18 protein-coding genes and 2 tRNA genes are annotated in these 20,882 nt (G+C 41.1%); 9 read left to right on the top strand and 11 right to left on the bottom strand.

Annotated features, from left to right (window positions below; all coding sequences use genetic code 11):
• Positions 1-609, top strand: a complete 609-nt coding sequence (locus ORI89_RS12480; protein WP_268230824.1) for a hypothetical protein — start codon at positions 1-3, stop codon at positions 607-609.
• Positions 610-670: 61 nt separating this feature from the next.
• Here ORI89_RS12480 and obgE read toward each other — a convergent pair whose 3' ends face one another.
• From obgE to ORI89_RS12500, 4 genes are all read right to left on the bottom strand, one after another.
• Positions 671-1,669 carry a GTPase ObgE gene (gene obgE, locus ORI89_RS12485; protein ID WP_268230825.1) on the bottom strand — a complete coding sequence of 333 codons (999 nt, stop codon included), beginning with the start codon at positions 1,667-1,669 and terminating at the stop codon, positions 671-673.
• A 20-nt stretch (positions 1,670-1,689) separates the two neighbouring features.
• On the bottom strand, positions 1,690-2,262 hold the full coding sequence (locus ORI89_RS12490) for an adenylate kinase (protein WP_268230826.1): 573 nt from the start codon (positions 2,260-2,262) through the stop codon (positions 1,690-1,692).
• Positions 2,263-2,336: 74 nt separating this feature from the next.
• Positions 2,337-2,410: transfer RNA gene (locus ORI89_RS12495), tRNA-Arg, on the bottom strand.
• 190 nt (positions 2,411-2,600) lie between these two features.
• Positions 2,601-2,674, bottom strand: a tRNA-Arg gene (locus ORI89_RS12500).
• Positions 2,675-2,998: 324 nt separating this feature from the next.
• Between ORI89_RS12500 and ORI89_RS12505 the strand changes: the two genes are divergently transcribed.
• The gene (locus tag ORI89_RS12505; protein WP_268230827.1) at positions 2,999-3,835 is read left to right on the top strand and encodes an alpha/beta fold hydrolase; all 837 of its coding nucleotides are present in this window, start codon (positions 2,999-3,001) and stop codon (positions 3,833-3,835) included.
• A gap of 82 nt (positions 3,836-3,917) precedes the next feature.
• Here ORI89_RS12505 and ORI89_RS12510 read toward each other — a convergent pair whose 3' ends face one another.
• The 4 genes from ORI89_RS12510 to ORI89_RS12525 all read right to left on the bottom strand — a co-directional run bounded on the left by ORI89_RS12510 (position 3,918) and on the right by ORI89_RS12525 (position 8,947).
• A complete protein-coding gene (locus ORI89_RS12510) occupies positions 3,918-4,703 on the bottom strand; it encodes a patatin-like phospholipase family protein (RefSeq protein ID WP_268230828.1) in 786 nt (261 codons plus the stop codon).
• Positions 4,704-4,742: 39 nt separating this feature from the next.
• Complete coding sequence (locus ORI89_RS12515; RefSeq protein WP_268230829.1) at positions 4,743-6,203, bottom strand: aminoacyl-histidine dipeptidase; 1,461 nt, start codon at positions 6,201-6,203, stop codon at positions 4,743-4,745.
• Between the two features lie 321 nt (positions 6,204-6,524).
• On the bottom strand, positions 6,525-8,180 hold the full coding sequence (locus tag ORI89_RS12520) for an ABC1 kinase family protein (protein WP_268230830.1): 1,656 nt from the start codon (positions 8,178-8,180) through the stop codon (positions 6,525-6,527).
• Between the two features lie 158 nt (positions 8,181-8,338).
• Entirely contained in the window at positions 8,339-8,947 is a 609-nt protein-coding gene (locus ORI89_RS12525) for a WbqC family protein (protein ID WP_268230831.1), read from the bottom strand.
• Between the two features lie 77 nt (positions 8,948-9,024).
• Between ORI89_RS12525 and ORI89_RS12530 the strand changes: the two genes are divergently transcribed.
• The 4 genes from ORI89_RS12530 (at position 9,025) to dapA (ending at position 13,953) form a co-directional block, all read left to right on the top strand.
• Positions 9,025-9,891, top strand: coding sequence for a lysophospholipid acyltransferase family protein (locus ORI89_RS12530; protein ID WP_268230832.1), 867 nt, complete (start codon positions 9,025-9,027; stop codon positions 9,889-9,891).
• Positions 9,888-10,919 (top strand): glycosyltransferase family 2 protein, encoded by a 1,032-nt coding sequence (locus tag ORI89_RS12535; protein WP_268230833.1) that lies wholly within the window; start codon positions 9,888-9,890, stop codon positions 10,917-10,919. Before ORI89_RS12530 ends, ORI89_RS12535 begins: the two co-directional genes overlap by 4 nt.
• 120 nt (positions 10,920-11,039) lie before the next feature.
• The gene (gene ligA / locus ORI89_RS12540) at positions 11,040-13,058 is read left to right on the top strand and encodes an NAD-dependent DNA ligase LigA (protein WP_268231060.1); all 2,019 of its coding nucleotides are present in this window, start codon (positions 11,040-11,042) and stop codon (positions 13,056-13,058) included.
• Positions 13,059-13,071: 13 nt separating this feature from the next.
• Positions 13,072-13,953 (top strand): 4-hydroxy-tetrahydrodipicolinate synthase, encoded by an 882-nt coding sequence (dapA, locus tag ORI89_RS12545; RefSeq protein WP_268230834.1) that lies wholly within the window; start codon positions 13,072-13,074, stop codon positions 13,951-13,953.
• 68 nt (positions 13,954-14,021) lie between these two features.
• Here the strand turns inward: dapA and ORI89_RS12550 are convergent, their stop codons facing one another.
• Complete coding sequence (locus tag ORI89_RS12550) at positions 14,022-15,074, bottom strand: quinone-dependent dihydroorotate dehydrogenase (protein WP_268230835.1); 1,053 nt, start codon at positions 15,072-15,074, stop codon at positions 14,022-14,024.
• A gap of 131 nt (positions 15,075-15,205) precedes the next feature.
• On the opposite strand from ORI89_RS12550, the gene ORI89_RS12555 reads away from it, so the two are divergent.
• Entirely contained in the window at positions 15,206-17,122 is a 1,917-nt protein-coding gene (locus ORI89_RS12555; RefSeq protein ID WP_268230836.1) for an ABC-F family ATP-binding cassette domain-containing protein, read from the top strand.
• Between the two features lie 135 nt (positions 17,123-17,257).
• Complete coding sequence (locus ORI89_RS12560) at positions 17,258-18,361, top strand: serine hydrolase domain-containing protein (protein ID WP_268230837.1); 1,104 nt, start codon at positions 17,258-17,260, stop codon at positions 18,359-18,361.
• Positions 18,362-18,405: 44 nt separating this feature from the next.
• On the opposite strand, the gene ORI89_RS12565 is transcribed toward ORI89_RS12560, so the two are convergent.
• Positions 18,406-18,771: a hypothetical protein gene (locus ORI89_RS12565; protein WP_268230838.1), complete on the bottom strand. Its 366-nt coding sequence runs from the start codon at positions 18,769-18,771 to the stop codon at positions 18,406-18,408.
• 164 nt (positions 18,772-18,935) lie between these two features.
• Between ORI89_RS12565 and ORI89_RS12570 the strand changes: the two genes are divergently transcribed.
• On the top strand, positions 18,936-19,316 hold the full coding sequence (locus ORI89_RS12570) for a single-stranded DNA-binding protein (protein ID WP_268230839.1): 381 nt from the start codon (positions 18,936-18,938) through the stop codon (positions 19,314-19,316).
• A gap of 155 nt (positions 19,317-19,471) precedes the next feature.
• Here ORI89_RS12570 and ORI89_RS12575 read toward each other — a convergent pair whose 3' ends face one another.
• Complete coding sequence (locus ORI89_RS12575; protein ID WP_268230840.1) at positions 19,472-20,881, bottom strand: alkaline phosphatase; 1,410 nt, start codon at positions 20,879-20,881, stop codon at positions 19,472-19,474.
• Position 20,882: the final 1 nt, after the last annotated feature.

Raw genomic sequence — 20,882 nt, forward strand, 5'->3', positions numbered from 1 at the left:
ATGAAGTTTCTATTAATATTTGCACTTGTTGCTTTCTTATTGTACCTCTTTGTGAGACGGTTTTTCGTTAAAAAAGAGGTACAATCTGTTACCCGTCACCACGGAAACCGAAACTTTATCCTGATAGACACCACATCAACGATCCTTTCAAATGCCACTCGAAACACCCTCTGGACTGTAGGCATAGGCTTCATCCTCTTCCTAGCCCTACTGATTTTAGGTTTAAAAATCAAAGTGCTGTGGATTGCCTTACCCCTCAGCTTCTACCTCATCGGGCAACTTTTTGTATACACCAATCATGTACGTTTTACAAAAGATCAGCGCATCTACTTTGACCCTACAAACAATCAAGTTTTTGTAGATCTAATCAAAGCTGACAGTATAGCTTTTAACCTCGCTACAGATATCATACAAGTAAAAGAAGTCAAAGCGATCCAAAAAAACAGAGGTATTCTTTTTGGTTACTATAAAATCAAACTCAGACAAGGACAATTAATAGTCCCCTATCTTGTTGAACAAAACTCTGCCGCCACCAACCGTCAATTCTTTAGCTACCTGAATAAAAATTTTAAAATAACCGTAGAAAGCCGGTTATTCCCTATTATTTAACATGAAAAAAGGGATAAAACCACTTGCTTCATCCCTTTTCTTATATTTTCATTAATCTTATTTAAGCATTTACCACTGCCCAAATTTTATCTTTTAATTGCTGAATATTCTTTCCTGAAACCGAAGATATAAAAATTGAAGGCACACCTGTGGGTACTGTTTTCGCCATCTCTGCTTCCAATTCATCATCTAACATATCCGACTTTGTTATCGCCAACAAGCGGGGCTTGTCAATCAGTTCCGGATTATATGCAGTCAGCTCGCTCAATAAAATATTATACTCTTCCTCAATCGTCCGATCTGTATCTGCCGGTATCATAAAGAGCAAGATTGAATTCCGCTCTATATGCCTCAAGAATCTATAGCCTAATCCTTTTCCCTGCGATGCTCCCTCTATAATCCCGGGTATATCGGCCATTACAAAAGACTTATTATCCCGATACGATACGATACCTAAATTAGGCACTAGCGTTGTGAATGGGTAATCTGCAATTTCCGGTTTAGCTGCCGATACTACGGAAAGCAATGTTGATTTACCTGCATTAGGAAAACCCACCAATCCTACATCTGCCAGCACTTTCAACTCCAGCACGACCCATTGTTCTTTCCCCGGGATTCCCGGCTGCGCATAACGTGGTGTTTGCTGCGTTGCCGATTTAAAATGCCAGTTTCCCAAGCCACCTTTTCCTCCTTCAGTGAGTATTTTTGTTTCGCCATCTTCCGTGATATCGAACAATACTTCACCTGTCTCTGCATCCTTAACAATAGTGCCTAAGGGAACTTCTAGAATTTCATCTTTCCCTGTAGCTCCCGTCATTAAGGTACTTCCTCCGGGCTGCCCATTTTCTGCAATTACATGTTTTCTGTACTTTAAATGCAACAAAGTCCAGTGCTGACTTGAGCCTTTCAAAATAACATGCCCCCCTCTTCCGCCATCTCCACCTGCCGGACCACCTTTAGCCGTGAACTTATCACGGTGTAGATAAGTCGACCCGGCTCCTCCGCTACCCGAGCGGCAACACACCTTCACATAATCTACAAAATTTGAGCCTTGGGCCATATATAAATTACCTCGTTTACTTATTTATACTGATCGATAATAGTAGTCAACGATTTAAAAATCGTTTCAATCTCACCGATACCATTTACTTTATCCAGTTTACCCTGCTTCTCATAGTAAGGTAAAACATGAATTGTTTTACTAAAATACTCTTCAATTCTCTTCTGCAACTTATCCGCAGCATCATCTGCCCGACCTGAAATTTGCTGTCTCTTCGCAATACGTTCTGTCAGTTCTTCTTCTGTTACATCTAAAGCTACCACTCCAGAAATTTCCTGCCCAATAGAGGCTAAGAAATTATCTAATGCTTCTGCCTGCGCCACTGTTCTTGGGAAACCATCAAAAATAAATCCTTTTGCCGATTCATTTTTCTTAATTTCTTCTTCCAACATAGCTATCGTTACCGAATCCGGCACCAAATTACCTTCCGCAATAATTTGACTTACCTGTTGTCCAAGTTCTGTTTGGTTTTTAATATGAGCACGAAAAATATCACCCGTAGAAATATGTACCAATTGGTACTTCTCAATTAATTTTTCAGATTGAGTACCTTTACCAGCACCTGGAGGGCCAAATAAGACAAGGTTTAGCATAAGTTTTTTAGTTTTAATCTGTGTTCGAAAAAAAAGCCTAATCCGTCTTGAGAATTAGGCTTCGTACAACTAGGTGCGCTCAAAGGGAGTCGAACCCCTAACCTCCTGATCCGTAGTCAGGTGCTCTATCCAGTTAAGCTATGAGCGCGGTAACCATTAACAAACCTTGACTTGTCGCCTTTTGCTATGGTGATGCAAATATAGAAAAAACGAATTAATACACAAAGCTTTTTCTCTTAAATTCTCATCAACCTTTCATTCTTAAAAAATTCAGAACAAACATTATCTCTTTGTCTCTAAATTTAGTAATTTGCTTCCTTGGCAAGGTTAAAAAAAAGTGCGCTCAAAGGGAGTCGAACCCCTAACCTCCTGATCCGTAGTCAGGTGCTCTATCCAATTGAGCCATGAGCGCAGTCTTTTTATTTCAACAACGTATCCGTTGTTTTGGTGATGCAAATATCGTTACTTTTTATATCTTTCCAAATTATTTTCACAAATAAATCAGCATCAAAAAGCCACATGCGCATATATTGCTGATTAAAACACAATTACAAGAACATATTTTTTTCAAAAACTCCTATAATTTTTATGCTACACAGTAAAAAAACACACATCATCACTTTGCGTAACAGATAAAAACTAAACAGAACGCAATAAACTCCCAAAATATTTGTAAATTCTGTTGAGAAATAAATAACCTGCAAACAACTATATGCACACGAATAACTACATATATATGAAAAAACACAGCATTAAAACACATAAAATACGAATCGGAGATATCAGTATAGCTTATCACCTTAAAGAATCAGTTGTCAGCAACAGTCCTGTCATCCTGTTTTTGCACGGGTTTCCATTCAATAAAAACATGTGGCGCCCCCAGCTGGAAGCTCTAGACGATAACATAACCGGTATAGCCGTAGATATCCGCGGTCATGGTTTAAGCACTGCCGGTCACGGCTTCTTTTCCATCGATTGCTTTGCGAAAGATTTGCTTGCATTCATTAAAAAACTAAACATAGAAAAAGCTATACTTTGTGGCATATCCATGGGGGGCTATATTGCACTTCGCGCCCAAGAATTATTCCCCGAATATATAAGTGGACTAATACTATGCGACACCCATAGTAAAGCCGATAATAACCTCATGAAAGTAAAGCGTTTTGACAGCATACAAGCCCTACTGCTTCATGGTAGACGCCCATTTGCCATGGGTTTTGTACAAAATGTATTTGGCCAGAAAACGCTACGTGAGTCATCCTCTGCTATCGACCTTATTAAAAGCAGCATCCGTCGAAATAACCTCAACAATATTTGCTCAACACTTCTAGCGCTTGCCTCCCGAACAGACACCACAGACACGCTTCAACATATCGACGTCCCTACATTACTGATACGGGGTGCTGAAGATAAAATAACAGCTAAAGCAGATATGCAGGAAATGGAAAAGAAAATTAAAAACGCTGTCTATATAGAAATAAATGAAGCGGGACATTTACCCAACCTAGAAGCTACCGACGAGTTCAATAAACTCGTACAGAATTTTATACAAGAAAATATCACAACAGATTAAACATCCGTAAAACAATGGGTAAAAGCAGCTTCGATCATTTTCGAGTGCAAGGAGAAACTTGCACTCGAAAACAACTGCTGTACTAGCTAAGATCCAACTTTTCTTTAGCCAGCTCGTATCCTTTTTCTATAAGCTCTGCCGCCTTATGAAACTCCCATATCCCCGAACAATCAATAGGGACATCAATTACATAATCTGGCTTATAAAGTTCAAATGACAATTCAGCAAGCTTCCGCCGCATAGCATAATAAGACTCCTGCAACAAAGACATCGCACTGAGCCTGTTAAACGTAGTTACTGCTTTTTCCGGCAAACCATCCAAGTTAACAGCAATAACTATATTATCCTTCTTGCTTACATGACTAATCGGGACGGGGTTCAGAACAGCCCCATCAACCAAAAACATATTTTCCTTCTCCACTCCCGTAAACACCCCTGGTATAGCAATAGAGGCCCGAATAGCGTTATAAACACTTCCTTTTTCAAAAACAACCTCTTTCTCTGCTCTCAAATCTGTTGCAACAGCTCGGTATCGTATAGGAAGATCCTCTATATTTACATCTTCAAACACTTGCTGCAAAGTTTCTAAAACACGCACTCCTTTTAAAAAACCACTTTTTGAATTTGTAAAATCCATCAAGCGAAATACCTGCCCTCTCGTCAATTTACTCATCCACTCGCCCAACTCCTGTACCTTCCCTCCCGCAAAAGCTGCGCCTACCAGCGCACCTATAGAACAACCGATAACCTCATCAATTTCATAACCTCTATCCAGCACATAATGAATAACACCAATTTGAGTCAGTCCTCTTGCTCCTCCACTCCCCAACACCAATGACACTTTCTGTTTTCGACCTGTATCTGTCATATACATCAAAATTTCATATCCACATGCTACAAATAAACCTTATTTATGGGGTATGTTGGCTAAGATCGCACATAAGAACTTCCAAAACTTCTGCACCGAAGAGATCGAAACACGTTCTTGTGGCGAGTGTGCTCCCAATATCGTAGGTCCAAAAGAAATCATCTCCATATCGGGGTAATAACGACCTAACAAGCCACACTCTAGGCCCGCATGGCAAGAAACGACCTCTGCTTTACCGGCAAACAAATCACTGTATAAAGTGTTCAATAGGTCTAATATTTCGGAGTTTGGATTAGGCGTCCAGCCCGGATAATCGCCCGAAAAAGAAACCTCTGCTTCCATAAGCTCAAAACCAGCTTTTAAAGTATCTGCCAAATCCATTTTTGACGACTCAACCGACGATCTCGTCAAACATTTCACCACAATTTCACCATCCTTCACCAATACGCGAGCTATATTATTCGACGTCTCTACCAGATCTGCAAAACCGGCACTCATCCTATATACGCCGTTGGGCGCCACATATAAAGCCCGCAACAATTTACTTTGTACATCAACAGGCACTAAGCCACCTTCAAAGTTCACAACTTCTTCCATCTCCACCCGAAGTGCAGGCTCCATTATAGCATACTCTTGTTTTATAAAACTCGCCACCTCTTCTACCCTTTCTTTCAACAGCTCTACTTTTCCTTCCTCACAAGCAAAAACAGCCACCCCTTCTCTTGGAATTGCGTTTCTCAAGCCTCCACCATCAATTTTCGATATGCGCAGCCCATATTCCTCTAGCGAAAACAGCAATCGTGCGATCAGTTTATTTGCGTTCCCCAGCCCTTTATGAATATCCATCCCCGAGTGTCCGCCCTGAAGGCCGTCAACGGTTAGTTTAAAAAACCTCAAACCGCCGTCAGCTTTTTCAACGGTATAAGCTCTTCGTGCAGTAACATCTATCCCGCCTGCACAGCCAATATCTATTTCGGTATCCTCTTCTGTATCTAGGTTTAGTAAAATATCTCCTTTTAAAAAATCTGGCTGCAAGCCCTTTGCACCTGTCATTCCTGTCTCTTCGTCTATAGTAAACAAAGCTTCAAGAGCCGGGTGCGCTATATCTGTTGAAGCCAGCAAAGCCATAATAGCTGCCACCCCTATACCGTTATCAGCCCCTAATGTGGTTCCTCTTGCTTTCACCCAGTCGCCATCCACATACATATCTATACCCTGACTATCAAAATCAAAATCCGAATCGGCATTCTTTTGATGCACCATATCCAAATGCGACTGCAAAACAACGGTCTTTCTACCCTCCATGCCTGCTGTCGCAGCTTTGCGTATAAGCACATTGCCCACTGCATCCTTCTCTGCCTCCAACCCTATCCGCTTTGCAAAATCAAGCATAAAAGCAATAACTCTCTCTTCTTTTTTAGATGCCCGGGGTATACTATTCAATTCATTAAAATTTCCCCATACACTTTTAGGTTCCAACGTTGTGATCGCTATCTTCATGTCAATTAAATTCAATTATTTACATCAAAAATAAGCAATCCCTAACACATAAACATTGGCAGACGTTCATTTCAATAAAACAATATTCATTTACCCCGTGTATTTACCGTCTTTTCCACGATATGCTGTCCTAAGATAAAAAAGTAGTACAAAAAAAGCGTCCGAGTAAATACTCGGACGCCTACCAAACCAATTATTAACCTAATTATGAAATTTTTGAAATTTCAACCATACCTACAATACATAACGCCCAACTTAGCAATAAAGTATACCTATTCCTTATTATTTTCACAGAGTTTGTCTGGCAATGCGCTTGAGCAGCTATTTACTTCGTATTAAGTAAACCAACAAAATACCCGACAAGAAAAAACTAGCTATAAAACCCAGCCATGATAAAATCGGCATTCCCCATAATATATACCCCACTCTACCATGCGCTAAAATACTTGCACCTATACCAAAAGTCATGGCCAATATGGATAACAGAAACTTATTGCCTATCCGGTGTAAAATCAATTGTAATTCATCAAAGCCCTGCAACTTATGATTTAGGGTTAGCTTATCGTTTTTAGTTTTCTCCAAAACCATCAGCATATCTTCGGGCACACTGCCCAACACCTGCGTGAAAAACTTTATTTTTTCACTTATCAGCTCTTTAATATACTTAGGTGAAGCTTTTTCTTTGGCTATCTTTTTAGCAAAGGGCGATATACTTTCCGGAATATTTAAATGAGCATTCAACTGCCTGCCTGTGCCCTCCAAAATTGCGACCCCTCTTAACAGGATATAAACAAAATCTGGCAATAAGATACTGTTGCTCTCCAAAATTTTATTCAGCTTTTTCAGCATCACCCCTATATCGATATCTTCTAGAGAATTATCTTCTATCAATTGAAAAATTTCGAAAGCATCGCGTTCCAACTGCCGTTCATCTTCAATGTAATGTACAATTGACAACTTTTTTATGTTACGTATGAGTCCTTTCGCATCCTTCATTAAAAAGTTCATAACCATCCCCTCAATACAGGAACGGTCGGTGGGTATCATAAAACCCATAGAACCAAAATCAATAAAAATAATTTGTCCTCTTCTATTTACAAATACATTTCCAGGATGCGGGTCGGCATGGAAGAAACCATGTTGCAGCACCTGCTCCAAGTACAGATCCAAACAAGACTGCGCCACAACTGCCGGTGAAAATCCAAATTCCTTCAATCCCTCCAGATCATTAATTTTCACACCCGACACAAACTCCATACATAAAATATCATCGTTCGAATACTGCCTATATACCTTTGGCACATACACCGCTTTATTACCGGCAAAGTTTCTTCTAAAACGATCAATATTGTTTAGTTCACTTACAAACGAGAGTTCGCTCAATAAAGAGGCCGTAAAAGACTGTACAATTTCGTAAAGATTCATACGCTGTACAGATTCATATTTTGTACGCAAGAACTTTACCAGGTCACTTATAAAATCAAGATCCGCCTCTACAACCTCCCTAATTCCTGTCCGTTTCACTTTCAGCACCACCTCTCTTCCATCGAGCAACTTCGCCCGATACACCTGCCCTATAGAAGCGGCAGCAAGTGGCAGGCTTTCTACTTCGGCAAAATGCTCATCCACTACAATCCCTAAAGACTCTTCTATCTTCTGCCGGATATCCAGTTCTTCTGCCGGCACATTATCCTGTAGCTTGATAAGCTCCGCCCTCAGGTCAGCCGGAATAATATCCGCCCGGTTGCTTAACAATTGCCCGAGCTTAATAAAAGTAGGCCCAAGCTCTTCTATTGCCAAGCGCACGCGGACATTAAAATCATCCTGAAAAATTTTCTTTGTACTTTCATTCCATAAAAGCACACTATCCGGAATAATTCGGTCTATATTACTTCTTGAAAGAATTTCATCAAAACCATGTTTTGATAAAATCGTCAAAATCTGCCCGACCCTCTTTATCTTCTGTATACCGTACATAAAACGCCACTCGTCATTATTGTTTATTACTTTTATTCTTTAAAACCACCCTTGCGTAGCAGCCTAGAAAAAACGCATAGCGCCAGCCGACGCTTTCTTGTTACATGAAACAATAAAAGTATACGAATGTTTGCTTTTTATCCCGCTTATCAGTAAAACTAAAGGTAGCTCTTACTTTGCGGCCCTTGATTAAACAGAAGGTCAATAATACTTAAATCAGGAATAAAACCCGTCATACTTTCAAATACCTGATAATAGGGTGTATGCTTCTCCCACACACTATTTTTCTTCGGATGAATAGCTGTACGGTATTCATTCTCCGCTTTCATCGGGTGGAAGCTTTCCGACAAAGATATGGTGCGGTTTATCTTCAAACATTTCAATATCAACTCCAGTTGCTGTAGATTGAAATCCATCAAATACTCATATTTTGTTTCATAAAAACGTGCGAAGTCATCTTCATAAAACTCAAAGTAAGCAGAGCTTCTATAGGCCGTCTGCAAACTTAACCAATGCAAACGCTGCCAGTCAAACTCATAATTTATCAACGTATCTTTCATTGCCCTGCGCTCTCTTCTTCCGTGTACAATTGGCACAATAAGATCCAGCCGTCCATTTGCTGTACCTATTGTTGTTCGGGTTCGGTATGTCTGTTTCGGAAAATGTTCATGCTGATCCAATACAATAGGACTATCAGTCGTGTGAATAACATGAAAATACGAAACTGGGGGTAAATATAAAGCAGGTAAAAGCAACTGTGATTCCATCAAATTTAACTATTTTAGACAAAACTAACTTATTTTAAAGATATTTGTAAGAATAGCAAATAGAATTCGCCTTTTTCATGAAGCAAAAATTATTATCTATAACATTATACATAATCTCTTTACTCCCATTTTGGATCTTATACCGCTTCTCCGATCTTGCGTATCTCCTTTTGTACTATGTTATTGGCTACCGCAAGAATGTCGTTTACGAAAATCTAAGAAACTCATTTCCTGAAAAATCAGCATCAGAAATAAAATCCATTGCGAAAAAGTTCTACCGCTACTTCCCCGACATCTTGATTGAGGCTATCAAAATGAAATCCATGAGTGCCGCTCAAGTTAAGAAACGCATGGAACTCATTGATGAGGATGAAATATACAGGCATTTAGAAAAAAATAAAGGTGTCATCGGCGTTACAGCTCATTATGGAAACTGGGAGTTGGGCATACACCGTCTATCGCTGATGACCGATGCACCGGTTCTTATTATCTACAAGCCTCTAAATAATAAAGTCGTCAACAATGTATTCAACGAGCTTCGCTCTCGTTTTGGTGCTTTGATGATTCCTATGAAGCAAATATTGAGACATGTCATACGTTTAAAAGGCAAACCACACATCAGTATGTTCGTAGCCGACCAGACACCCATATATCAGGATTCAGACTATTTTTTAAACTTTTTAAATCAAGACACCCTCGTCTATACGGGTACCGAAAGGATAGCGCGTCTCACAAAAGACCCGATCGTATACTGCCATATCGGTCGAAAACAAAAACGCGGCCACTACTTCTGTAAATTTACTACCCTTGTCGAAGATCCAGATGTATACGAGGAACACGAAATAACAAAACTGCATAACAAATTTACAGAAGATATTATTAGAGAAACTCCGGAGTATTGGTTATGGTCGCATAAACGCTGGAAAAGAAAACGTAGAAAATGAAGTACTATCCAAAAGTAGCAGTTGTTATACTTAACTGGAACGGAATCTTCTTCTTAGAAAAATTTCTTCCTTCGGTTTACAACAGCACGTACCCTAATATTGAGTTCATCATTGGCGACAACGCCTCTGAAGATGGGTCTATCAAATTTATAGAAGACACTTACCCTTCTATTACCATTATACGCAATAGCGAGAACTTAGGCTTTGCAGGAGGCTATAACGCTGTTTTAGAACAGGTCGAGGCCGACTACTACGTGCTTCTCAACTCCGATGTGGAAGTTACTCCATCTTGGATCGAGCCCGTAATTGACTACATAGAATCAGAGCCCAATATGGTTGCTGCACAACCAAAGATTCGCGCCTACCATGCACGTGATTATTTTGAGCATGCGGGTGCTGCCGGCGGTTTTATCGACCGTTACGGCTATCCTTTCTGCCGGGGCCGTTTATTTCAGTCTGTAGAAAAAGACGAGGGCCAATACGACCAAAATATAGATATCTTTTGGGCCACGGGAGCCGCGCTATTTATCAAGTCCAGTGCTTGGAAAGCTGCCAAAGGCTTTGACAGCGATTTTTTTGCGCATATGGAAGAAATCGATCTTTGCTGGCGCCTTAAGAAAATGGGTTGCCGCATAGGTTACGTCCATAACTCCACCGTTTACCACGTCGGTGGTGGTACCTTAAACACCAGCAACCCTAAAAAAACATACTTAAATTTCCGCAACAACCTTGTTATGTTGCAGAAAAACCTCGCTTTTCTACCTGCTCTCTGGGTAATTTCCGTGCGCTTCTGGTTAGATTTTGCAGCCCTGTTTAAATTCCTTCTTGAGCGCAAACCTCAAGATGCATGGGCAGTGAGCCGAGCTCACCAATATTTTCTGATCAATATCTTCAGAAATGCTAGAAAAAGAAAGCAACCCAACAAGCAATTTAACGCAACCGGTTTTTATAAAAAATCTATAACATGGCAGCACTTTGTGAATAAAATACAGCGGTTCTCTGATTTAAAAGCGAATAATTTCAAATAAAAGACCTCTCATAGAACTTTACTAAAGCACGTTTTTCTCAACACTCTAGCTTGCGCATCCTTTGCAATAATTTCTTTTGTTTTATTGAAGCAAAGGACTTTTAAATGCTTATTTTTGTCCATTATGCTAGCAGATATTCAGAAAAAAATAGTCCAACTTACTGACGAACTTCATACATATAACTACGAGTATTATGTATTGGCAAATTCAGTAGTATCCGACTATGAATTTGACCTGAAACTAAAAGAACTGGAAGCATTAGAAAACCAATACCCCCAGTTTAAAGATCCCAATTCGCCAACACAAAGAGTAGGCGGTGATATCACACAAAAATTCAACACTGTCGCCCATAAATGGCCTATGCTGTCTTTAGGTAACACCTATAACGAGCAGGAGCTACGGGACTTTGACGAGCGTGTCCGCAAAATCATTGGTGACGATGTGCAATACGTCTGCGAATTAAAATTTGATGGGCTTTCAATTTCTTTAACCTACGAGCACGGAAAACTCATACAGGCAGTAACCCGTGGCGATGGGGTTCAGGGCGATGAAGTAACTGAAAATGTAAAAACAATCCGTAATGTCCCCCATCAGTTAAAGGTAGGTAACTACCCTGATCTCTTTGAAATAAGGGGCGAAATTTTCATGCATCATGCAGCCTTCAAAAGGCTCAATACCGAGCGGGAGCTCGCCGGCGAACAAACCTATGCTAACCCAAGGAACTTTGCATCCGGCACCATAAAACTACAAGACCCAAAAGAAGTGGCTAAACGTCCGCTGGACTGCTACCTCTACTTTTTATATGCCGACAACAGAAGGCAACTTTTTGCATCACATTGGGAAAGCTTAAAAGCTGTTGAAAACTGGGGCTTCCATGTCTCCGAGCACAGTAAACTTTGCCACAATGTACAGGAGCTTCTCGACTTTGTCCATTATTGGGACACCGCCCGTCATCAATTATCTTACGATATTGACGGTATTGTCATCAAGGTTAATGATTACGCACAACAGGAAGAACTAGGCTTTACCGCCAAATCTCCGCGCTGGGCGATATCCTATAAATTCAAAGCCGAACAGGCCGAAACTCAACTAATCGGGGTCAGCTATCAGGTCGGCCGCACGGGTGCAGTCACGCCTGTTGCCAACTTAGCAGCGGTTTCACTGGCCGGCACAACCGTCCGCAGGGCATCGTTACATAATGCCAACGAAATAGAACGATTGGGGCTGCACGAAAACGACTATGTATTTGTCGAAAAAGGTGGTGAAATCATTCCTAAAGTTATTGCCGTCAATACAGAAAAAAGGCTACCTACAGCGGTTCCTATAATCTATCCGACGGTGTGTCCGGAATGCCACACCCCATTAATTCGTGAAGAAGGTGAAGCTGTACACTATTGCCCCAATGATGAAGGCTGCAAACCGCAGATCGTCGGCAAACTACAGCACTTCATCGGTCGTAAGATGATGGATATTCAGGGGCTTGGTAATGAAACTATCGAAACATTTTTTAATCTGGGTTTACTGCGCAGTTTTTCAGATCTCTACCGTCTCCACGAGCAGAAAGAGCAACTGGAAACAATTGAACGTTTTGGCGAAAAATCCATTAAAAACATGCTAGAGGGCTTAGAGCTTTCCAAATCCAAACCTTTTGAAAAAGTATTATTTGCGCTCGGTATCCGTCATGTTGGTGAAACAATCGCTAAGAAACTTGCCGTACACTTTAAAAATATAGAAGCCATGTCGGCCGCCAGCATAGAGGAAATGTCCAACGTACCCGATATTGGCGAGCGAATAGCCCAAAGTGTGTACGATTACCTTCGTGATCCGCACCATATAGCCGAAATAGCCCGTTTAAAAGCAGCTGGCCTGCAGTTTGAAACTCTCGTAAACGAAACTACACCGGCTGGAAACAGCTTAGCCGGAAAAACATTTGTTATTTCAGGTGTCTTTGCCGACATTTCAAGAGAAGAACTAGCCGAGCTCGTTGTGGCTCACGGCGGAAAAATGGTAACCAGCATCTCCAGCAAACTCAGCTATTTGATTGCCGGCGATAAGATGGGACCATCAAAACTAGCAAAAGCAGAAAAATTACAAATCCCGATAATATCAGATCAGGATATATTAAACATGATAAATTAAATACATTAAAAAAATGAATGAGCTTCAAGGAGCAGGTGTAGCTTTAGTTACTCCCTTTAATGCAGATGGGACAATTGATTTCGATTCATTGGGCAACCTCATTGACTATCAAATCAACCAAGGAATGAACTACCTGGTATCTTTAGGTACTACCGGTGAAACAGCAACATTAAACGAGAAAGAACGAAAGCAGGTGTGGGATTTTACAGTGAAGCAGGTCAATAAACGGGTACCTATCGTTGCAGGCATAGGGGGCAATAATACGCAGGAAGTTGTTCATCAAATAAACAACTTTGACACCAATGGCTTTACCGCCTTATTATCTGTATCTCCATACTACAATAAACCTGTCCAAGAAGGTATTTATCAACATTATAAAGCGATAGCCGAAGCTTCAAAACTTCCTATCATCTTATACAACGTGCCTGGGCGCACCGGCAGCAACATGTCGCCGGCTACAACAGTCCGTTTAGCCCAAGACTTTCCAAACATCGTGGCTACAAAAGAAGCCTCTGGCAACTTCGCCCAATTCAACGAGATTATGCGTGATAAACCAGCAGACTTCTCCTTAATTTCTGGCGATGACCCCGTAACATTGCCTATGATGGCAATCGGTGCGATCGGAATTATTTCCGTTGTTGGTAATGCTTTCCCTAAAGAAGTCGCTGCACTAACAAAGGCTGTTGCTGCAAATGATTTCATTACCGCACGCAAACTCCACAATGCCTTACTAAAAATCACCGATTTATGCTTTGTCGAAGGCAACCCCTGTGGTGTCAAATACATCCTTCAAGCAAAAGGGATCATTAAACAGGATACTGTACGTCTACCCCTTGTTCCGGTTACAGCACAAACAAGGAAAGCAATAGACCAAGAGCTTACCAAGCTTCAATAAAACACAAAAAAGAGACTGCCTTTTTGAGACAGTCTCTTTTTTTATAGCATGGCGGTTACTGCTCTGTACTAGAACCCCGCTTTTATATTTTTATCAGCTGCCAATAATCCCTTGCAAATATTCCCCACCAAAGCAGGTCCCTCATAAATAAAACCAGTATACACCTGCACCAAACTAGCTCCTGCATTCAGTTTATCTATAGCATCCTGCGCCGAATGAATACCTCCTACCCCAACAATCGGAAAAGCCCCATTTGCTTTACGTGCAATATACTGTATCACCTCTGTTGATCTTTTGGTCAAAGGCGCACCGCTCACCCCACCTGCCTCACTCACCAATTTCGGGTCACTTCGTAACCCCGCTCTAGAAATGGTAGTATTTGTTGCAATCACCCCTGCGATCCCCGTATCCTGTACAATATCAACGATATCATCCAATTGCGAGTTTGTCAAATCTGGTGCAATCTTCAATAAAATAGGGCGTTGTATATGTTTCGTATGGTTTAGATCCTGCAATGTCCTTAACAGTTTTGTCAGCGGTTCTTTTTCCTGCAAATCGCGTAAGCCCGGTGTATTGGGCGAACTGACATTTACAACAAAATAATCTACATACTCAAACAAACTATTGAAACAATAGGTATAATCATGAATAGCCTCTTCATTGGGCGTATCTTTATTCTTCCCTATATTTCCACCTATAATCAGTCCGTTCCGTTCTTTCAAGCTCTTCAAACGAGCTGCTGCCACATCTGCCCCTTGGTTATTAAAGCCCATTCTATTAATGAGTGCATTATCAGCTACCAAACGAAACATGCGAGGTTTATCATTCCCTGGTTGCGGTCTGGGCGTTACCGTTCCTATCTCGATAAAGCCAAATCCCAGCCCGGCCATCTCCGAAATATACTCTGCATTCTTATCAAAGCCTGCAGCCAAGCCTACCGGATTTTTAAACTTAATACCAAACACCTCACGCTCCAAGCGCGGGTCTGTTACACTATAGATGGATTTAACAGCAGATTTAACACCCCAAATCTTATTTGCTTTACGCAAACCACCTGTCACTTGGTGATGGGCAGTTTCCGGATCCATGCTAAAAAACAAAGGCTTGACTAATTTGTACATATAGGGTCAAAAGTAACAAGTTAAGAGCTAAAAGCCAATAGCAATATCTAAAAACCGTTAACAATTAATTTCCCTACTCGCTTTGTTTTTATAATAATCATTTACAGATAATCGTTACTTTTGCTCACATAATGATATCTATTAATAATTTAACTTTTGAAATTGGCTCACGTGCTTTATACGACGAAGCCAGTTGGCATATAAAACCAGGAGACAAAACAGGACTTATCGGGGCCAATGGCACCGGAAAATCCACGCTGCTCAAACTGATTGTAGGCGACTACACCCCTACTTCAGGCAGTATATCTATGGCTAAAGATCTGAAAATCGGATATCTAAACCAAGATCTTTTGTCTTACCATTCTGATAAGAGCATTCTTTATGTAGCAATGGAAGCCTTTGAACGCCAAAACCAGCTGCATACAGAAATCGAAGCACTATTAAAAAAATTAGAAACTGATTACTCAGATGATATTTTAAATAAGCTCAGCGACAAGCAAACCGAATTTGAAGCCCTAGACGGCTACAGCATCGAGTTCCGGGCGCACGAAATTTTGGCAGGTCTGGGTTTTTCCGAAGAAGAGCAAAAGCGACCACTGGCGACCTTTTCCGGCGGATGGCGCATGCGTGTCATGCTGGCCCGTATTCTGCTCCAAGCGCCTGATATTCTTCTGCTCGATGAGCCGACCAACCACATGGACTTACCTTCCATCAAATGGCTAGAAGGCTATTTACAAGCTTTTGAAGGCGCCATCGTCATCGTTTCTCACGACAGGTATTTCCTCGACCGGATTATCAACAAAACAGTAGAATCCAGGAAAGGAAAACTCACACTCTATGCAGGCAATTACTCGTTCTACTTAGAAGAAAAATCTCTCCGTGAGGAAATCCAAAGCAATCAATACAAAAATCAGCAAGCAAAAATCAAACAGGAAGAGCGTTTAATCGAGCGTTTCCGTGCGAAAGCAAGTAAAGCTAAAATGGCACAATCGCGCATTAAAGCACTGGACCGTATGGAACGTGTTGACGATGTAGATGACGATAACCCGGAAGTAAACTTCCAATTCAAATTTTCCAAACCTTCGGGCCGACATGTGGTCACGTTAGAGAATATTTCTAAATCTTACCCTAATCTACCTATCCTGAACGAAACCGACGGACTGATTGAGAAAGGCGATAAGATAGCTTTAATAGGTGCCAATGGTAAAGGAAAATCAACGTTACTGCGCATCATTGCCGATGCCGACCCTGAATACACCGGCAAAAGCATCAAAGGCCATAACGTTTCGCAAACCTTCTTTGCGCAGCATCAGCTAGAAGCGCTTCACCTTGAAAACACCATCATCCAAGAAATGATCAACTTTGCGCCCAAGCATACCGAAACAGAGCTACGCTCTATTCTAGGCTGTTTTCTTTTCACGGGCGACGATGCTTTCAAAAAAATCAAGGTACTCTCTGGAGGCGAAAAATCACGTGTTGCGCTTGCAAAAGCTTTAACCGCCGATGCCAACTTTTTGGTACTCGATGAGCCGACCAACCATTTGGACATGGCCTCTGTTAATATTTTAATCCAAGCTTTACAGCAATACGAAGGAACCTTTATCGTCGTGTCCCACGACCGCTATTTCCTTGACCACGTAGCCAACAAAATCTGGTTTATCGAAAATCAGGAAATCAAAGAATATCCGGGCACCTACGAGGAGTATGAAGTATGGAATGCGCAACGTGTTGTAAAGCCCGAAGTTAAAAAAGCAGAAAAAAAGCCTGTGGTAAAAGAAGAACCCAAAGCTATAAAAGAAAAGTCGGCTGAAGACCCTTCCAAAACCCTGCAGCGAAAAAACAGAGAACTGACCAACCTGGAACAGCAAATAGCCGAAAAAGAAAAGGTTGTCAACAGTTTAGAATTAGACCTAGCGACAGAAGAAGTCTATAGCGACCCGCAGAAGCTTCAAGAGGTCACCCGAAATTACAACAGTGTAAAAGCCGAATACAAACAGCTGCAAACAGCTTGGGAAGTATTGGCCGAAGAAATAATGGGTCTAGAATAAGCCCTCACTTCCATTGCCTTTCCTGGTTTTTAAAGAAATCAGGAAAGGCAATTTTCGCTATAAAAAAACTATTACTATCTTGGTCCTGTTAGTTGCTGTATGTTTTTTTAAAACATACACTTATCAAATGTAGCCATGAATAGAAAAATCCAGTTTGCCTTCTTTCTCCTATGCATTGTCAGCCTGCAATCCTGCAAGTATGGCCGTTTCGCCTATTACAACTTTGCCAACATCACCGATCATAAAATATTCCCTGCGCGCCCACTGCACGCCAGCGCCGCACCTTTTGTTTTCCCTGAGGCTACCTCTCCTCTAGACAGCGAGTCGATTTATAGCGATAGCACGGGCAAAAGCTTTGATCAGGTATTAAAAGACAACCATAGCGTCGCTTTTCTAATCATCCAGAACGACAGCATACAATACGAGCGCTACTTTAACAAATACGATGAAGCATCTATTGTTGCTTCCTTTTCTATGGCCAAATCCATCACCTCTATGCTTATCGGTATTGCTATTGATGATGGTTTAATCCGATCGGTCGACGAACCTATCACCAACTACATACCCGAATTTAAAGCCAATGGCCTAGAAAATGTCACGATAAAACACCTGCTCCAAATGACAGCTGGCTTAAAATTCACGGAGAGCTACAGCAACCCTTTTGGCGATGCAGCCAACTATTACTACGGCACCAACCTGCGCAAAGCCTTAAAAAAAGTACATGCCGAGACTGCGCCCGGTCAGAAATTTGCCTATAAAAGTGGCGAAACCCAAGTACTGGGTCTTGTGCTAGAAAGAGCCCTAAAAGACCGCAGCATCACCAGCTACCTCGACGAAAAAGTATGGCGACCTTTAGGAATGGAATATGATGCCAGCTGGAGCTTAGACCGTAAAAAAGAGGGGCTCGAAAAAACTTTTTGCTGTTTAAATGCCCGCGCGCGCGACTTTGCCAAACTCGGGCGCTTATACTTACAAAAAGGCAATTGGAACGGCCAGCAGATTGTTTCTGAGCAATGGGTAAAAGAATCTACCAAAGTCGATACCACCGAAGGAAGTTCTTGGCGTTATCAATACCAGTGGTGGTTGCCCAGCAAAGACGGAGACTTTTACGCCGACGGTATGCTTGGGCAATACATCTATGTCCATCCTGAAAAGGATCTAATCATAGTGCGCTTAGGTAAAAAAAGAGGGGATATTCATTGGACCAAATTCATCCCCGAGCTAGCAGCTAAGCTTTAACAGCTGGCTTATTCTTTACATATACTGCTTTTTAGCTAGGCTTGTCAATCAGCTATACGCTGCTTTACTAGTAAAAACAAATTACCTTCCAAAGGCAGGTAACCATACTCGTATACAAAAAAGTATACCTGTCCTTTCGCTGTTACTAATTGTCCGGTAAACAGGTCCGTTCGAAAACCTTTTGCCAGCAGTTTGTCCTTATTCACTTTCACCATCTTCTCCTCCCCCAAACTCTGCTTCAGGATCCGCCTGTTCTTCTTCAAATCCCTATCCACTTTCCGCACGTAATTATTTGCCTGAACATGCAGCTGGTTATTATATAAATTACGGCAGTCACTATCACAAAAGCGTTTATCTATACGCCCCCGTAACACCTTTTCACAGGCTAAGCAAAATCGTTCTTCTATCATAATTATCCGTTTTCAAACGTTTTCAAACGCTTATAACCGTTTATAAGTGTTTAAAAACGATTATTTCCAAAAACACGCAACATCTTTGTATCAGTCAATCAGTTAGCTTTATTGACATATGAAGATAAGATATTAAACAGTGATGTACAATTAAATTCAAGAATATGCAATCATTAGTAAACTCTGTACAACTGATCGGTCGTCTAGGTAACGACGGAGAAGTCAAAACAACAAATTTAGGCTCTAAAGTGAGTAATGTCCGTTTAGCGACGCAGCAATTCTTTAAAAACAGATCCGGCGAATGGGTTCAGGATACCAAATGGCATAGCCTCGTATTTTGGGGAAAGCTTGCCGAACGGCTGGAAAAAAGTGCTAAAAAAGGAAGCCGCATTGCTGTTCAAGGGGCTTTATTGCAGCGCAGCTACATGGATAGCAACGACATTGAGCGTGAAGTCTATGAAATTAGGGTCAACCGCTTTATTGTTTTAGATAACGCAAAGGCAAAAACCGCCTCTGCAGCACTCCCAGAGTCTCAAACAGCCTAGTTAAAAAAGTCTGCCCTTTATTATTTATATAATCAAGGGCAGACTTTTATCCTTTACGCACCATGGCTAACCTATTAGCGCTATGTATCTTTAGCGCAATCGTGCCTGTGCGCAATTTTCATTTCTTTTTATGCTTTTTTTCTTCTTTCTTTTAACTATAAATCCAGACCAGCTAACTCCGCTATTTTTTTCGGAATATCTGTATTTTCCATTTTGTGCGTAAACACCTCCGCACCTGCTCCGATAGCAAATACAGGTATATAAGCAGCCGAGTGGTTTCCTGATGCCCACGCTACAGAACCTTGCTTATTCAATATTTTAATAGCTTCAGTCGCCAATTTACTATCTGTCGCATACAAACTTTTAGATGTCTCTTCCTTATGGTTTACAAAGCTTTTCTCATACAGTTCTTTCAACTCTTCTGCATCATCCTCTTTCACCTCTATCGCTGTAAACAACCCTAGATTAGCACTTAATAAGTTTTTCACCTCTTCCCAGCTCACTTCATTTTTAGACGCTCTCAATGTTGCTAAACGCTTGGATAACTCGCCTTGCGAGACCCGCTGATTGGCCAATTTTTTAGTATCCAGTCTGCTGCTGCCATTTCCTATAGCTATACCACCTGTTTCATGGTCTGCTGTTACAATAATCAAAGTCTCCTCGGGGTGTTTTAAATAAAACTCATAAACCTTTTTTACGGATTCGTTAAAGTCCAACATTTCATAAATCGTCGTTGTGGCATCATTGGCATGCGAAGCCCAATCAATCTTCCCGCCCTCTACCATCAAGAAGAAACCTTTGTCATTGTTTTTTGTCAAAGTCTCAATAGCTGCTTCTGTTATCTGTGCCAAGTTTAGATCGCCTTCTTCTTGGTCTATCGCAAACTTCAGCGCATCTGCTTCTGTTCCTTTATCGTTCATCAGGATAATGCGGTCTGTTTTATTTTTCACCGCTTCATACTCTTTCAATCCATACGCCAATGTATAGCCTGCTTTCTCAAACTGCGGGAATAAAGAAGGTGCTTGGCTGTTATCTGCTTTTCTATCCGGACGGAGGAAACTTGATCCTGCAAAAAAATCAAAATCCGACTTCAACAGATCCAATCCTATTTCATAATAATTATTTCTACTGGCCTGCTTTGCATAAAATGAAGCTGGTGTGGCGTGGTCGATACTTACAGAAGTCGTAATTCCTACTTTCATCCCTATTTCTTTTGCTGCTTCGGCAATACTTTTATAAGAAACTGTGCTTGCACTATCCATGCCCAACACACCATTTTTAGTCTTCTTCCCTACAGCCAAAGCTGTTCCTCCAGCTGCCGAGTCGGTCACTCCGTGCGACAGAGAGTAAGAAGTCGCAAATGTCGCATAGGGAAATTTAGAAAAAACCAAAGGAAACACGGTATTCCTATCTTCCTGCGCTGCCAAGAATACTTCTGTCAAATTAATCTGATTGAGGCCCATTCCATCCCCTATCATATAAAATATATACTTAGGCTTTTCAGCAGCAAATCCTGCAACTAGGAATATAAAATAAAAATAAAAAACTAATAGTGTCTTTTTCATA

This window comes from Sphingobacterium sp. UT-1RO-CII-1 (assembly GCF_026711005.1).
Lineage (GTDB): Bacteria > Bacteroidota > Bacteroidia > Sphingobacteriales > Sphingobacteriaceae > Sphingobacterium.